At 66.0% G+C, this 13,709-nt stretch carries 18 protein-coding genes; all 18 read left to right on the top strand.

Annotation, left to right across the window (positions count from 1 at the left end):
• Positions 1–11: 11 nt before the first annotated feature.
• The 18 genes from KW845_RS11645 to ccmI all read left to right on the top strand — a co-directional run bounded on the left by KW845_RS11645 (position 12) and on the right by ccmI (position 13,688).
• On the top strand, positions 12–350 hold the full coding sequence (locus tag KW845_RS11645; protein WP_218369376.1) for a cytochrome c: 339 nt from the start codon (positions 12–14) through the stop codon (positions 348–350).
• Positions 347–1,522 carry a cytochrome D1 domain-containing protein gene (locus KW845_RS11640; protein WP_218369375.1) on the top strand — a complete coding sequence of 392 codons (1,176 nt, stop codon included), beginning with the start codon at positions 347–349 and terminating at the stop codon, positions 1,520–1,522. The genes KW845_RS11645 and KW845_RS11640 overlap by 4 nt, the downstream gene beginning before the upstream one ends.
• Positions 1,506–1,982, top strand: a complete 477-nt coding sequence (locus tag KW845_RS11635; protein ID WP_218369374.1) for an Lrp/AsnC family transcriptional regulator — start codon at positions 1,506–1,508, stop codon at positions 1,980–1,982. Before KW845_RS11640 ends, KW845_RS11635 begins: the two co-directional genes overlap by 17 nt.
• The gene (locus KW845_RS11630) at positions 1,979–2,488 is read left to right on the top strand and encodes an Lrp/AsnC family transcriptional regulator (RefSeq protein WP_218369373.1); all 510 of its coding nucleotides are present in this window, start codon (positions 1,979–1,981) and stop codon (positions 2,486–2,488) included. Before KW845_RS11635 ends, KW845_RS11630 begins: the two co-directional genes overlap by 4 nt.
• Positions 2,481–2,924 carry an Lrp/AsnC family transcriptional regulator gene (locus tag KW845_RS11625; protein WP_218369372.1) on the top strand — a complete coding sequence of 148 codons (444 nt, stop codon included), beginning with the start codon at positions 2,481–2,483 and terminating at the stop codon, positions 2,922–2,924. The genes KW845_RS11630 and KW845_RS11625 overlap by 8 nt, the downstream gene beginning before the upstream one ends.
• Complete coding sequence (locus tag KW845_RS11620) at positions 2,899–3,399, top strand: Lrp/AsnC family transcriptional regulator (protein ID WP_218369371.1); 501 nt, start codon at positions 2,899–2,901, stop codon at positions 3,397–3,399. The genes KW845_RS11625 and KW845_RS11620 overlap by 26 nt, the downstream gene beginning before the upstream one ends.
• Before the next feature lie 122 nt (positions 3,400–3,521).
• Positions 3,522–4,706, top strand: a complete 1,185-nt coding sequence (gene nirJ / locus KW845_RS11615) for a heme d1 biosynthesis radical SAM protein NirJ (protein ID WP_218369370.1) — start codon at positions 3,522–3,524, stop codon at positions 4,704–4,706.
• Positions 4,707–4,753: 47 nt separating this feature from the next.
• Entirely contained in the window at positions 4,754–5,599 is an 846-nt protein-coding gene (cobA, locus tag KW845_RS11610) for a uroporphyrinogen-III C-methyltransferase (protein ID WP_255592558.1), read from the top strand.
• Positions 5,590–7,074 (top strand): cytochrome D1 domain-containing protein, encoded by a 1,485-nt coding sequence (locus tag KW845_RS11605; protein WP_218369368.1) that lies wholly within the window; start codon positions 5,590–5,592, stop codon positions 7,072–7,074. The genes cobA and KW845_RS11605 overlap by 10 nt, the downstream gene beginning before the upstream one ends.
• Before the next feature lie 10 nt (positions 7,075–7,084).
• A complete protein-coding gene (ccmA, locus tag KW845_RS11600) occupies positions 7,085–7,762 on the top strand; it encodes a cytochrome c biogenesis heme-transporting ATPase CcmA (RefSeq protein WP_218369367.1) in 678 nt (225 codons plus the stop codon).
• Entirely contained in the window at positions 7,759–8,430 is a 672-nt protein-coding gene (gene ccmB / locus KW845_RS11595) for a heme exporter protein CcmB (RefSeq protein WP_218369366.1), read from the top strand. Before ccmA ends, ccmB begins: the two co-directional genes overlap by 4 nt.
• Positions 8,431–8,477: 47 nt before the next feature.
• Complete coding sequence (locus KW845_RS11590) at positions 8,478–9,233, top strand: heme ABC transporter permease (protein WP_218369365.1); 756 nt, start codon at positions 8,478–8,480, stop codon at positions 9,231–9,233.
• A complete protein-coding gene (gene ccmD, locus KW845_RS11585; RefSeq protein WP_218369364.1) occupies positions 9,230–9,409 on the top strand; it encodes a heme exporter protein CcmD in 180 nt (59 codons plus the stop codon). Before KW845_RS11590 ends, ccmD begins: the two co-directional genes overlap by 4 nt.
• Entirely contained in the window at positions 9,406–9,870 is a 465-nt protein-coding gene (gene ccmE, locus KW845_RS11580; protein ID WP_218369363.1) for a cytochrome c maturation protein CcmE, read from the top strand. The genes ccmD and ccmE overlap by 4 nt, the downstream gene beginning before the upstream one ends.
• Positions 9,867–11,840 (top strand): heme lyase CcmF/NrfE family subunit, encoded by a 1,974-nt coding sequence (locus KW845_RS11575; protein WP_218369362.1) that lies wholly within the window; start codon positions 9,867–9,869, stop codon positions 11,838–11,840. Before ccmE ends, KW845_RS11575 begins: the two co-directional genes overlap by 4 nt.
• A complete protein-coding gene (locus KW845_RS11570; protein ID WP_218369361.1) occupies positions 11,837–12,376 on the top strand; it encodes a DsbE family thiol:disulfide interchange protein in 540 nt (179 codons plus the stop codon). The genes KW845_RS11575 and KW845_RS11570 overlap by 4 nt, the downstream gene beginning before the upstream one ends.
• Entirely contained in the window at positions 12,373–12,855 is a 483-nt protein-coding gene (locus KW845_RS11565; protein WP_218369360.1) for a cytochrome c-type biogenesis protein, read from the top strand. The genes KW845_RS11570 and KW845_RS11565 overlap by 4 nt, the downstream gene beginning before the upstream one ends.
• On the top strand, positions 12,852–13,688 hold the full coding sequence (ccmI, locus tag KW845_RS11560) for a c-type cytochrome biogenesis protein CcmI (protein WP_218369359.1): 837 nt from the start codon (positions 12,852–12,854) through the stop codon (positions 13,686–13,688). The genes KW845_RS11565 and ccmI overlap by 4 nt, the downstream gene beginning before the upstream one ends.
• The last annotated feature ends 21 nt before the right edge of the window (positions 13,689–13,709 follow it).

The raw sequence follows: 13,709 nt of genomic DNA, 5'->3' as shown, positions 1-13,709 counted from the left end.
CGGCAAACTCCATGGCACGCCTCTTCCATACGGCAACCGGCCTGGCAGGCATCCTGATGGCCTGCTGCTTGCCGGGCGTCGCCCAGGCCGAGCCCGACATGCCGAGGCAAGGCCAGCTCGAGCACTTGCTGCGGCAAGACTGCGGTTCATGCCATGGCCTGCGCATGACCGGTGGCCTGGGGCCGCCACTGACCCGCCAGGCGCTGGCAGGCAAGCCGCGTGAACTCCTGATCGCCACCATCACCCTCGGCCGCCCGGGCACGCCCATGCCCAACTGGGACGCCCTGCTCGACGAGCAAGACATCGCCTGGCTGGCCGACCGGCTTCTGCAAGGATACCCCCCCAAATGATGCGCCCCCTGTTGATCCTGCTGGCCGGCTTGTTGCTGGCCGGCTGCGCGCAACCGCCGCTGCGCGGCACTGGCGATCTGGGCGTCGTGGTCGAACGCGGCACTGGCAGCCTGCAGATTGTCGAAAGCACCTCGCGCACCAGCCTCGGCCGCGTAGAAGGCCTGGGCGACCTGTCGCACGCCTCGGTCGTGTTTTCGCGCGACCAGCGCTACGCCTATGTATTCGGCCGCGACGGCGGCCTGACCAAGGTCGACTTGCTGACGCGGCGCATCGACCAGCGTGTCGTGCAAGGCGGAAACAGCATCGGCGGCGCCATCAGCCAGGACGGCACGCTGATCGCCGTGGGCAACTACGACCCGGGCGGCGTCAAGGTATTCGATGCGCGCACCCTGGAGCAGGTGGCCGATATTCCAGCCACCCTGATGCCCGGCGGCGATCGCCGGTCGCGCGTGGTCGGAGTGGCGGACGCTCCCGGCCAGCGTTTCATATATAGCCTGTTCGATACCGGCGAGATCTGGGTCGCCGACTTCAGCCAGGGAAGCGAGCCCATCGTCACCCGTCACACCGGCATCGGCAACCAACCGTACGATGCGTTGCTCACGCCTGACGGCCGCTACTACCTGGCGGGCCTGTTCGGCGAGAACGGCATGGCGCAACTGGATCTCTGGCATCCCGAGCACGGCGTGCGGCGGGTGCTCGAGCACTACGGCCGGGGCGAGCGCAAGTTGCCTGTGTACAAGATGCCGCACCTCGAGGGCTGGACGGTTGCCGGCGACCAGACTTTCGTGCCCGCGGTCGGCCACCATCAGGTGCTGGTCATGAACACCGGAAGCTGGCAACAGACCGCCGCCATCGACGTCGCGGGGCAACCCGTCTTCGTCATGGCCCGGCCCGACGGCCGGCAAGTATGGGTGAATTTCGCCTACCCCGACAACCACCTGATCCAGGTCATCGATACCGAAAGCCTGCGTATCATCACCACGCTGGAACCGGGCCCCGCCGTGCTGCACATGGAGTTCACCGCGCGCGGCGACCAGGTCTGGGTATCCGTCCGCGACGGCGAGGAAGTGCAGGTGTGGGACCCGTACCGGCTCGAACGCGTCGCCCGGCTGCCTGCCGCCAGTCCCAGTGGCATTTTCTTTTCCAGCCGTGCCCATGCAACAGGCTTGTGAGTCGATGCTCGACGACTTGTCGCTGCAAATAGCGAATGCCTACCAGCACGGCATGCCCTTATGCGCACGCCCCTACCAGGCAATGGCACAGGCCCTGGGCTGCGGCGAACCGCAGTTGCTGGACTGCCTGCACCGCCTGCAGGAAGCCGGCGTGCTGGGTCGCATCGGCCCGGTCTTCGAGCATCGCCAAGCCGGTGCCAGCACCCTCGCCGCCCTGCCCGTGGCACCGCACGAGGTGGAAACCGTCGCCGAACGCATCAGCCAGTATCCCGAAGTCAACCACAACTACCTGCGTGAGCACCGCTACAACCTGTGGTTCGTCATCACCGCGCCGGATCGCGTGCGCATCGACCAGATCCTGGCAGAGCTCGCCGCCGATACCGGCCTGGCGCCACTGGACCTGCCCATGGTCCAGGCCTACCGCATCGACCTGGGCTTTCCCCTTGAGGCCGCGCAATGACTCGACCTGCCGCGCTGGCGCCTGTCCAGGCAATACAACTGCGCCGGCTGCTCGAAGCCGGCCTGCCCCTGGCCGAGCGCCCGTATCAGCTATTGGCCGAACAGATCGGCGCCACGGAAACCGCCGTGCTAGCCCAGGTATTGCACTGGAACGACACTGGCCTGTTCCGCCGCGTAGGCCTGGTGCTGAATCACCGCGCACTGGGATTTCGCGCCAATGCCATGCTGGTGCTCGACGTCCCGGATCGCAAGGTCGACGAAGCCGGCCGGCGCCTGGGCCTCGCGCCCGGTATCAACCTTTGCTACCAACGCCCTCGTCGCCTGCCCGACTGGCCCTACAACCTGTTCTGCATGGTGCATGGCCGCCAGCGCGATGAAGTACGCCAGCGGGTCGACATGCTGCTGCGGCAACTGGGCCTGCACGCCCTGCCGCACCAGTTACTGTTCAGTACCCGGGCGTTCAAGCAATGCGGCGGCCGCTATGCCCCCGGAGACCGTCATGGATGAACTCGGCCGACGCTTGCTCGATTTGCTGCAGCATGGGCTGCCGCTGATACCCCGCCCCTGGGAGGCCATTGCCGGACGCCTGGGCGTGCCCCCGCGCGAACTGCGCGCGCGTGTGCAGGGCTGGCTGGAAGACGGCACGCTGACCCGCTTCGGCCCCATGTTCGATATCGAGCGTCTCGGTGGTGCCTTCACCCTCGCGGCGCTGTGCGTACCGCCGTCGCGCTTCGACGAGGTTGCCGCAATGCTGGCCGATATCCCCGAAGTGGCCCACAACTACCAGCGCGATCACGCGTGGAACATGTGGTTCGTGCTGGCCTGTAGCGCCCCTAGCGATATCCCACGCGTCATCGAGCGTATCGAACAACGCACCGGCCTCGATGTCCTCAACCTGCCCAAAGAACAGACCTACCATGTCGGCCTGCATTTCCCCGTCTGACGCCCTGTTGGCCGAGCGCCTGATCCGCCTGACCGAGGCCGGCCTGCCGCTGGTCGCCGACCCCTGGGGCTGGCTGGCCGAACAATTGGACCTGAGCCCCAATGCCGTCCTGGCCCTGCTGCGCCGCTTGCAAGACGCAGGAGCAATCCGCCGGATAGCGGCAGTCCCCAATCACTACCGGCTGGGCTACCGGCACAACGGCATGACGGTCTGGGACGTCGATGACGAGCGCATCGACCGGCTAGGTCCGCAAGTGGGCGCCCTGGCGTTCGTCAGCCATTGCTACAGAAGACCGCGACGCCGAGGCTGGCGCTACAACTTGTTCGCCATGGTGCACGGCCGCAGCGCCGAGGAAATCGACAAGTATCGCGAACACATCCGCACCTTGCTCGGCCGCGCCACCCTGGCCGACGACATGCTGGTCAGCACCCGCATCCTGAAGAAAACCGGCCTGCGCCTGCCCTCGCGACGCTAGCCCCTTGCGTGCCTTCGCCGAATCTTGTTCACGGTCAAGGCGCGCGATGCGTGCCTCAGCGATGCTGGCGGCATGCCCCAGCCGGGCCGAAATCATCGGCCCGCCGCGCCTAGAGAATTCCCATGTTGAGAATCAGCCACTACCTGCGCGCCCTCGTCCAGCCGGATGCCGCGCCGGTGCCTGGCACCCCTGGCATGCCCGGTCGCCGCCCTCCCGTCGTCATATGGAATCTGCTCAGGCGCTGCAACCTGACCTGTAGGCATTGCTACGCTACTTCGGCCGACAGTCCGTTTCGCAACGAGCTCAGTACCACTGAAGCGCTGCGCGTCATCGACGACCTGCATGCGGCCGGTGTGCGGGTGCTGATCCTGTCCGGCGGCGAGCCGCTGCTGCGCCCCGACCTGTTCCAGTTGGCCGGCTATGCGCGCGAACAGGGCTTTTTCGTGGCCCTGTCCAGCAACGGCACCCTGATCGACGAACGCAATATCGAGCGCGTCGCCGCGGCACAATTCGACTACGTCGGCATCAGCATCGACGGCCTGCAAGACGTCCACGACGCGTGGCGCCAGATGCCCGGCAGCTTCGCGGCAGCCATGCACGCCATAGACCTGTGCCGCCGCCATGGCATCCGCGTCGGCCTGCGCACCACCCTGACGCAGCACAATACCGAACAATTGCCGGCCATCCTGAGCCTGATGCACGATCATGGCGTGCAGAAGTTCTATCTGTCGCACCTGAACTACAGTGGTCGCGGCAAGCGCAGCAGCAAATTCGACGCCCACCACCAGATGACGCGCGATGCGGTTCACCTGCTGTTCGAGCGTGCCTGGGCCGACATCGGTGCCGGCCTGAACACCGACTTCGTCACCGGCAATAACGACGCCGATGCAATCCTGCTGCTGCAATGGGTACGCCAACGCATGCCCCAGCATGTCCGGCGCCTCGAAAACGCTTTGCGGGCATGGGGCGGGAACGCCTCGGGCAACGGCATCGCCAATATCGACAACACCGGCGACGTCCACCCCGACACCTATTGGTGGCAACACCAGGTCGGCAACGTGCGGCAACAGGCCTTCCGCGACATCTGGATCGACCGCCCGCAGCCCTTGCTGCAACAACTGCGCCAGCATCCGCGCCCCGTGGGCGGACGCTGCGCCACCTGTCAATGGCTGCCCATCTGCAACGGCAATACCCGCACGCGCGCCTGGGCGGCCGGCGACCTCTGGGGCGAAGACCCCGGCTGCTACCTCACCGATACCGAAACCGGGCAGTTGCCCGCATCCATCCCGGCCGGACAGCCGGCCTGAGGCCGCATCACCCGTAGCTCGCCAACATGAACCTTCCCGATTGCTCCATGCACAGTCCGATCACACTCCCCGCCACGCTGCAGCGCCTGTTCCGGCCTGGCGAAGTCGCCCTGGTCGGCGCCGGCCCGGGCGACCCCGGACTGCTGACCCTGGCCGCCTGGAGCCTGCTGCTGCAAGCCGACGCGCTGGTCTACGATCGCCTGGTCAGCCAGTCCCTGCTCGACCTGTTTCCGGCAACCTGTCGGCACTACTACGTAGGCAAGGCCAGTGGGCGCCATAGCCTGCCGCAAGACGAAATCAACGAATTGCTGCTGCGCCTGGCCCGCCATGGCATGCGGGTGGTACGCCTGAAAGGTGGCGATCCGTTCATTTTCGGCCGTGGCGGCGAAGAACTCGACTTCCTGCTGACGCACGGCGTCGACTGCCAACTGGTACCTGGCATCACCGCGGCCTCGGGCTGTACCGCCTACGCCGGCATTCCCCTCACGCACCGGGGCCTGGCGCATTCCTGCCAATTCATCACCGGCCACGTGCAACACAACGGCACACTCGCCCTGCCCTGGCACACCATGACCGACCCAGGCTGCACACTGGTGTTCTACATGGGGCTGGCCAGTCTCGAAGAGATCTCGCAGCGGCTCATTGCCGCGGGCCGGCCCGCCGACACACCGGCGATGCTGGTGGGCAACGGCACGCGGCATGACCAGCGCATCGTGCGCGGCACGCTGCGCACCCTGGGCGACATGGCACGCAATCAGCGGCTGGGTACGCCCACCCTTACTGTCATCGGCCAAGTCGTCGGCCTGCTGGCCGATCGCGACGTCGAGCATCCGGCAAGGTTGCGAGCAAACATCCGGCCGGTGCCCGCGCCCCAGGAGCAGCTATGCGGCTGAGCGCAAGTCTGCTTGCGATAGCTGCCTGGCTGGCGGCTGGCGTGGTAGTCGCGGACCCGGCAGCGCAGCTCTATCAACAACATTGTCAAAGCTGCCATGGCGCAGAACGCCTGGGCGGCACAGGGCCTGCGCTGCTGCCCGAAAGCCTGGCGCGCATCAAGCGCGCCGAAGCGCTGCAAACGGTGCAAAGCGGCCGGCCAGCCAGCCAGATGGCGGGCTTTGCCCAGGCTCTCGATGCCGGCCAGATCGAGGCGTTGGTCGACTACCTGTACCAACCCCCTGCCCGTCCGCCCACCTGGAACGAGGACGATATCCGCGCCAGCCATCGGCAGCTTGCCGACCTGAAGACGCTGCCGATCACGCCCCAACACGGCGCCGATCCGCTCAACCTGTTTGTCGTGGTCGAGGCCGGCAACCACCATGTCGTCATCCTGGACGGCGACCACTTCGAACCGTTGGCACGCTTCCCATCCCATTTCGCGCTGCATGGCGGGCCAAAATTCTCGCCCGACGGCCGCTTCGTCTACTTCGCATCGCGAGATGGCTGGGTAAGTCTCTACGACCTGCACAACCTGACCATGGTGGCGGAAATCCGCACCGGGTTGAACACCCGCAACCTGGCCGTCAGCAGCGATGGACGCTGGGTGCTGGTCGGCAACTACTTGCCGGGCGGCTTGGTGCTGCTCGACGCCCGCGACCTGTCGCTGGTGGGCCATATCGACACGCCGCTGGCCAACGGCATCGTCTCGCGCGTCAGCGCCGTATACACGGCACCGCCGCGCCAGAGTTTCGTGGTGGCATTGAAAGACGTGCAGGAAGTCTGGGAACTCTCCTACGCCGGCCAACCTGACTTCATCCCCCGCCAGATTCCCACCCACGACTTCCTCGACGACTTCTCATTCACGCCCGACTACCGCTATCTGCTGGCCACCTCGCGCAAGGCGCACGGCGGCCAGGTCATCGACCTGGATAGCGGCATGGCGGTCAACGACATCCCCTTGCCCGGCATGCCGCACCTGGGTTCGGGCATCTACTGGCAGCGCGGCGATGACTGGATATTTGCCACGCCCAACATCAGCAAGGGCCTGATATCGGTACTGGACATGCGAACCTGGAAACTGGTCAAGGAAATTCCCACCGAAGGGCCGGGTTTTTTCATGCGCAGCCACCGCAACTCGCCCTATGCCTGGACCGACGTCTTTTTCGGCCCCAACAACGACGCCGTACACGTGATCGACAAGCAGACGCTGGAAATCGCCCGTACGCTGCGCCCCATGCCCGGCAAGAACGCCGCCCATGTCGAGTTCACCCACGATGGGCGCCACCTGCTGCTCAGCGTCTGGGACACCGACGGCGCATTGCTGGTGTACGACAGCCGTACCTTGCAGGAAATCAAGCGAATTCCGATGAACAAGCCATCCGGCAAGTACAACGTGGGTAACAAGATCGAGTACGCCGAGGGCACATCCCACTAGGCGTCCCATCATGCACGACCAACCCGCTGCCTTGCTCGACACGCACCACGCGATTCCCGCCGTACTCAAGGCCGTAGACCTGGAATGTGAACGCGGCCAGCGTCGGCTTTTCAGGCGCCTGAACCTGCAACTGCGACCTGGCGACATGCTGCAGGTCAGCGGCCCGAACGGTAGCGGCAAGACCAGCCTGCTGCGCCTGCTGGCCGGCTTGATGCAGCCGGTGGCTGGCAGCATCCAGTGGCACGAGGCGCCGCCCACCTGGCACGAGGGCCGGCCGGCCCGCCACCTGCTCTGGATCGGCCATGCCGCCGGCATCAAGGGCCTGCTGACCGCCCAGGAAAACCTGTCATGGCTGGGCGCCCTGCACATACCGGCATCGCGCGCGGCCATCTGGCAGGCCCTGGAATCAGCCGGGCTGCGCGGCTTTGAAGCGGTGCCCTGCAATAGCTTGTCGGCCGGCCAGCAACGGCGTGTCGCGCTGGCCCGCCTATACCTGCCAAGCGCCGCTCGGCTATGGATCCTGGACGAGCCCTTCACCGCGCTGGACAAGCAAGGCATTGCCCAACTCGAACTACATCTGGCCGGCCATTGCAGCCGCGGCGGCATCGTCGTTCTGACCAGCCACCACCAGCTGGAACACCGGGCACCCACGTATCACGAACTTGATCTGGGACAGTACGCCGCATGACCAAGATCTTTATCCTCTTATTCATTCGTGAGCTGAATCTGCTATGCCGCCGTCCTGCGGAACTTGCCAATCCCCTGGTTTTCTTTTCTCTCGTCATCGCCCTGTTTCCCTTGGCGGTCGGCCCACAAAGCCAGTTGCTGCAACGCATGGCGCCCGGCGTTCTTTGGGTGGCGGCACTGCTGGCGGTACTGCTGTCGCTGGATGGCCTGTTCCGCAGCGACCTGGAAGACGGCTCACTGGAACAATGGCTGCTTTCCGCCCATCCCCTTCCTGTACTGGTGCTGGCCAAGGTGTTGGCACATTGGCTGTGCAGCGGCCTGGCATTGGTAGCGCTGGCACCGCTATTGGCGCTGATGCTGGGCTTGCCGGCGGCCAGCCTGGCGGTGCTGATGCTGTCGCTGCTGCTGGGCACCCCGGTGCTGAGCCTGCTGGGCGCGGTAGGCGCGGCGCTTACCGTCGGCCTGCGTCGCGGCGGGCTGCTGCTGGCCTTGCTGATCCTGCCCTTGTATATCCCGGTGCTCATCCTGGGCAGCGGCGCCGTGCAAGCCGCCCTGCAAGGCTTGCCCGCCGCCGGCCACCTGTTGTGGCTGGGTTGCCTCGCCACGATGGCACTTACGCTGGCCCCCTTTGCCATTGCAGCGGGCCTGTCCATCAGCATCGGCGAATGAAACCCGCATCATGTCCGCCCGATGACGACCTCTGACAAGCAACTGGCATGAACTGGACCTGGCTACACCGATGGGGTTCGCCCAAGTGGTTCTACAGCATGAGCGGCCGCCTGCTGCCATGGCTGACCGGCGCCAGCATCCTGCTCATCGCGGCAGGCCTGGCCTGGGGCCTGGCCTTTGCGCCGTCCGACTACCAGCAGGGCGACAGCTTCCGCATCATCTACATCCATGTCCCGGCCGCCATGCTGGCGCAGTCCATCTACGTGATGCTGGCCGCGGCGGGGGCGGCGGGGCTGATCTGGAAAGTGAAGCTGGCCGACGTGGCCCTGCGGCAAGCCGCCCCTATCGGTGCCTGGATGACCGTCATCGCGCTGGTCACCGGCGCTTTGTGGGGCAAACCCACGTGGGGTGCCTACTGGGTCTGGGACGCGCGCCTGACCTCGATGCTGATCCTGTTGTTTCTCTACTTCGGCATCATCGCGCTGGGCCAGGCCATCACCCATCGGCAGAGCGCGGCCCGGGCCTGCGCGCTGCTGGCCGTCGTGGGCGTGGTGAACATTCCCATCATCAAGTACTCGGTCATCTGGTGGAACACCCTGCACCAGTCCGCTACTTTCTCGCTGTCCCAGAAACCCGCCATGCCGCCGCAAATGTGGCTGCCACTATTGCTGGCGGTACTGGGCTTCTATTGCTTCTTCGGCGCAGTGCTGCTGGCACGCATGCGGCTTGAAGTGCTCAAGCGCGAAGCAGATACCCGCTGGGCCAGCAACGAGATCGCCCGCCTGATCAAGGGCCCGACATGAACCCATTTTCTTCGCTGGACGACTTCCTGGCCATGGGCAACCATGGCGTCTATGTCTGGAGCGCATATGGCCTATGCCTGGCGCTGCTGGCATGGAACGCCCTGCTGCCCATGCTGGCACGGCGCCGCTACCTGAAATCCCTGGCACGCCGCCTGCGTCGCGAGGATTCCCGATGACTCCGCAACGCAAGAAACGGCTGGCCGTGCTGGCGGCCCTGATCTGCGGGGTAAGCGCCGCTGTCGCGCTGGCACTGGCTGCCTTGCAGCAAAATATCAACCTGTTCTACTCGCCCAGCCAGATCGCGGCCGGCGAAGCGCCCCCGCATACGCGCATACGCGCTGGCGGGCTGGTGCAAGAAGGGTCGCTGCGGCGCTCGGCAGACAGCCTGGCGGTACAGTTCGGCATCACCGATGGCGCGCACCACGTGTTGGTGCATTACCAGGGCATCCTGCCCGACCTGTTTCGCGAAGGGCAAGGCATCGTCGCCCTGGGCAAGCTCGATACCCAGGGCATGCTGCAGGCCGACGAAGTGCTGGCCAAGCATGACCAGAACTACATGCCGCCCGAAGCGGCCCATGCGCTGGAACACAGCGGCGTCGCGTCGCACGGCAAGCACGACGCGGAGGCCCGGCCATGATCCCCGAACTTGGGCTGCTATCGATGGGACTGGCGCTGTGCCTGGCCATCGTGCAAGGCAGCCTGCCATTGGCCGGCGCGTGGCGCGGCAACCACCGCTGGATGGCGCTGGCCGCGCCCGCCGCCTGGGGCCAGTTTACATTCCTGTCACTGGCCTTCGCCTGCCTGGCCCATGCCTTCCTGACCAACGATTTCTCGGTCGCCTACGTCGCGCGCAACGCCAATAGCGCCCTGCCGTGGTACTACAAGTTCAGCGCCATATGGGGGGCCCACGAAGGGTCGCTGCTGCTGTGGGCCCTGATGCTGGCCGGTTGGACCTGCGCCGTTTGCCTGGGCTCGCGACAGTTGCCCCGCACCATGCTGGCCCGCGTGCTGGCGGTGATGGGCATGATCAGCGTCGGTTTCCTGCTGTTTCTGATCGCCACCTCCAACCCCTTTGAACGCCTGCTGCCCAACGTGCCCGTCGACGGCAACGACCTGAACCCGCTGCTGCAAGACTTCGGCCTGATCGTCCATCCACCCATGCTGTACATGGGTTATGTCGGTTTTTCGGTGGCCTTTGCCTTCGCCATCGCGGCGCTGCTCGAGGGCAAGCTCGATGCCGCATGGGCACGCTGGTCGCGTCCCTGGACCGTCCTGGCCTGGGCCTTCCTGGGCCTGGGCATCGCCCTGGGATCGTGGTGGGCGTATTACGAGCTGGGCTGGGGCAGTTGGTGGTTCTGGGATCCGGTCGAGAATGCGTCGTTCATGCCCTGGCTGACAGGCACGGCCCTGATCCATTCGCTGGCTGCCACCGAGAAGCGCGGCGTCTTCAAAAGCTGGACCGTGCTGCTGGCCATCGCCACTTTCTCGCTCAGCCTGCTGGGTACGTTCCTGGTGCGCTCGGGAGTGCTGACATCGGTGCACGCCTTCGCCACCGATCCGGCGCGTGGCGTATTCATCCTGGGCTTCCTGCTGCTGGTGGTGGGTGGATCGCTGGGCCTGTTCGCGCTACGCGCGCCCGCCGTGGCCAATCCGGTCGGGTTTGGCACGTGGTCGCGCGAGACCCTGCTGCTGGTCAACAACCTGCTGCTGTCCGTGGCCGCGGCCATGATCCTGCTTGGCACGCTGTATCCGCTGGTGCTCGATGCCTTGTCCGGCGCCAAGCTGTCGGTGGGCCCGCCTTACTTCAATGCCTTGTTCATCCCCCTGATGGCACTGCTGATGGCGGCGACCGCGGTAGGCGTGGCCGCGCGCTGGAAAGACACCCCAGTTCGGTGGCTGGCCGCAATGCTGGGCCCCGTGCTGGCGGCCAGCCTGGCGCTGGCGCTGGGCGCGGCCGCCCTGGCGGACTCGGCGCCCCTGGCGGTAGCGGTGGTCTGCCTGCTGGCTACATGGATCGTGCTGGGCGGCCTGCGCGACATCTTCGACAAGACCCGCCACAAAGGCCTGATAACAGGCTTGCCGGCGTTGGGGCGCAGCTACTGGGGCATGCAGTTGGCGCACCTGGGCTTCGCCGCGTGCGCATTGGGCGTGGTGCTCAACAGCGTAGGCAGCCTGGAACGAGACCTGCGCATGGCCCCGGGTGACGCGGTCGAATTGGGCGGCTACCAGTTCGTCTTCGACGGTACGGCCCCGCACGACGGGCCGAATTTCGTCGCCGAACGCGGCACGGTGCGGGTGCTGCGCGAGGGCCGCCAGGTCGGCCTGCTGCATCCTGAAAAGCGCGTGTACCACGTGCAGCAGGCCACCATGACCGAGGCCGCGATCAGCGCCGGCCTGACACGCGACTTGTTCGTCGCGCTGGGCGAGCCCCTGGCAGATGGCGCCTGGGCCGTGCGCGTGCACATCAAGCCCTTCGTGCGCTGGATCTGGATCGGAGCATTGCTGATGGCCCTGGGCGGCATGGTGGCGGCCGCCGACCGTCGTTATCGCGCCCGCACCGTCGCCCGTGCTCCGCAGGCGGCCGACCCGACCCAGGTACGAGCATGAAACGCCTGCTGCGAGTACTGCCGCTGATTCTATTCCTGGGCATCGCCGCCCTGCTCTATCGCGGCCTGTTCCTCGACCCCGCGCGCTTGCCCTCGGCGCTGGTAGGGCGCGAGTTTCCCGATTTCTCGCTGCCTTCGCTGAACGACACCGCGCGCACACTGACACGCGCGGATATCCTGGGCAAGCCGGCACTGGTCAACGTATGGGCGACCTGGTGCCCGTCCTGCCGCCAGGAACATCCCGTGCTGAACCAATTGGCACACGAAGGTGTGGTGATCTACGGCGTCAATTACAAGGACGAGCGACTTGCGGCCCAACACTGGCTGCGCACCTTGCACAACCCGTACCGCCTGAATATCGAAGACGCTGCCGGCAGCCTGGGGCTGGACCTGGGCGTGTATGGCGCTCCCGAGACCTTCTTCATCGATGCCCGCGGCGTCATCCGCGAGAAATTCGTGGGCGTGATAGACGAAACCGTATGGCGTGAAAAACTGGCGCCGGTTTACCGCAAGCTGGTCGAAGAGGCCGCGCAATGAAGCATTTTCTGGCCCTCGTCATGCTCGGCTGCGCGCTGCTGGGCACGGCCTGGTCGGCCATCGATACGTACGAATTCGACAACGAAGCGCAGCGCGCGCGCTATCGTCACCTGGCCGAGGTACTGCGTTGCCCCAAGTGCCAGAACCAGAATATTGCCGATTCGAATTCCCCGATTGCCAACGACTTACGAGGCGAGATCCACCGCATGTTGGGTGAAGGCCAGACCAACGAACAAATCATAGGGTTCATGGTGGCTCGCTATGGCGACTTCGTGCTGTACAAGCCGCCGCTCGACGCCCGCACAATGTTGCTTTGGCTGGGCCCGGCGGCATTGCTCTTGGCCGGCGCGGCCGTCCTGGCCAGTATCGTCATGCGCGGGCGGCGCGCACGGTTGGCCACGGGCGTACTGTCCGACGCCGAACGGCTGCGCCTGGCCGAACTGCTGCATGCCGTGGGCTCCGGCAAGGACACACCATGATCGAATTCTGGTTACCCGCCGCCCTGCTGCTGGCCGCGGCCCTGGCGTTCGTGCTGGTGCCGCTGCTGCGCGCCCGCGATCCGGCCATTGACGCCGACCGCACCGCCCTGAATGTGACGCTGTATCACGAACGCCTTGACGACTTGCGGACGCAGCACGAGCGGGGCACGCTTACCCCTGCACAACTCGAGGCCGCGCGCGCCGAGGCGGCACGCACGCTGTTGGCCGACACCGATGGCAGTCGCGGTGACCCCACGCGCGGCAAGCCCGGCACAGCCATCGCCTTGGCTGCGGCACTGTTGGTGCCACTGGCAGGCACCGCCGTATACCTGCATTGGGGAGCACTTGGCCAAGTCGTGCAGGCACGCAACTATGCCGGCCATACAGACCAAACCATCGAACAAATGACGGCACGCCTGGAAGCTGCCCTGGCTGCGGCACCCGATTCGTCCGAGGCCTGGTTTTTCCTGGGCCGTACCTACCTGGCCCAGGGCCGCGCGGCCGATGCGGCGCAGGCCTTCGAACGCGCCGCCACGCTGGCGGGCCGCCCGCCCGAACTGCTGGGGCATTGGATCCAGGCCCTGTATTTTGCCGGCAACCAGCAATGGACGCCGCAGTTGCAAGCCCTGACCGACGAAGCCCTGGCGGGCGATCCCAAAGAAATGACCAGCCTGACGCTGGCCGGCATGGCGGCCTTCGAAAGCGGCCGCTACGCCGAAGCCGTGGCTTACTGGGAACGCCTGGCGGCCGCCCTGCCACAAGACGACCCCACTCGCGACACCGTGGCCCAGGGCATTGCACGGGCCCGCGCGCTCAGCGCGCAACCCGGCTGACGGCCAACAGGCGCGGATGCG

The organism is Bordetella sp. BOR01, from assembly GCF_019218885.1.
Taxonomy (GTDB): domain Bacteria; phylum Pseudomonadota; class Gammaproteobacteria; order Burkholderiales; family Burkholderiaceae_B; genus Bordetella_A.
The sequence above is the reverse complement of the archived record's forward strand: the minus strand, read 5'-3'. Positions and strand labels throughout refer to the sequence as shown.

What these genes read in the sequence shown, in the direction of transcription:
- KW845_RS11645 (WP_218369376.1), top strand. Translation starts at nt 12, where the DNA reads ATGGCACGCCTCTTCCATACGGCAACCGGCCTGGCAGGCATCCTGATG.
- KW845_RS11640 (WP_218369375.1), top strand. Translation starts at nt 347, where the DNA reads ATGATGCGCCCCCTGTTGATCCTGCTGGCCGGCTTGTTGCTGGCCGGC.
- KW845_RS11635 (WP_218369374.1), top strand. Translation starts at nt 1,506, where the DNA reads ATGCAACAGGCTTGTGAGTCGATGCTCGACGACTTGTCGCTGCAAATA.
- KW845_RS11630 (WP_218369373.1), top strand. Translation starts at nt 1,979, where the DNA reads ATGACTCGACCTGCCGCGCTGGCGCCTGTCCAGGCAATACAACTGCGC.
- KW845_RS11625 (WP_218369372.1), top strand. Translation starts at nt 2,481, where the DNA reads ATGGATGAACTCGGCCGACGCTTGCTCGATTTGCTGCAGCATGGGCTG.
- KW845_RS11620 (WP_218369371.1), top strand. Translation starts at nt 2,899, where the DNA reads ATGTCGGCCTGCATTTCCCCGTCTGACGCCCTGTTGGCCGAGCGCCTG.
- nirJ (WP_218369370.1), top strand. Translation starts at nt 3,522, where the DNA reads ATGTTGAGAATCAGCCACTACCTGCGCGCCCTCGTCCAGCCGGATGCC.
- cobA (WP_255592558.1), top strand. Translation starts at nt 4,754, where the DNA reads ATGCACAGTCCGATCACACTCCCCGCCACGCTGCAGCGCCTGTTCCGG.
- KW845_RS11605 (WP_218369368.1), top strand. Translation starts at nt 5,590, where the DNA reads ATGCGGCTGAGCGCAAGTCTGCTTGCGATAGCTGCCTGGCTGGCGGCT.
- ccmA (WP_218369367.1), top strand. Translation starts at nt 7,085, where the DNA reads ATGCACGACCAACCCGCTGCCTTGCTCGACACGCACCACGCGATTCCC.
- ccmB (WP_218369366.1), top strand. Translation starts at nt 7,759, where the DNA reads ATGACCAAGATCTTTATCCTCTTATTCATTCGTGAGCTGAATCTGCTA.
- KW845_RS11590 (WP_218369365.1), top strand. Translation starts at nt 8,478, where the DNA reads ATGAACTGGACCTGGCTACACCGATGGGGTTCGCCCAAGTGGTTCTAC.
- ccmD (WP_218369364.1), top strand. Translation starts at nt 9,230, where the DNA reads ATGAACCCATTTTCTTCGCTGGACGACTTCCTGGCCATGGGCAACCAT.
- ccmE (WP_218369363.1), top strand. Translation starts at nt 9,406, where the DNA reads ATGACTCCGCAACGCAAGAAACGGCTGGCCGTGCTGGCGGCCCTGATC.
- KW845_RS11575 (WP_218369362.1), top strand. Translation starts at nt 9,867, where the DNA reads ATGATCCCCGAACTTGGGCTGCTATCGATGGGACTGGCGCTGTGCCTG.
- KW845_RS11570 (WP_218369361.1), top strand. Translation starts at nt 11,837, where the DNA reads ATGAAACGCCTGCTGCGAGTACTGCCGCTGATTCTATTCCTGGGCATC.
- KW845_RS11565 (WP_218369360.1), top strand. Translation starts at nt 12,373, where the DNA reads ATGAAGCATTTTCTGGCCCTCGTCATGCTCGGCTGCGCGCTGCTGGGC.
- ccmI (WP_218369359.1), top strand. Translation starts at nt 12,852, where the DNA reads ATGATCGAATTCTGGTTACCCGCCGCCCTGCTGCTGGCCGCGGCCCTG.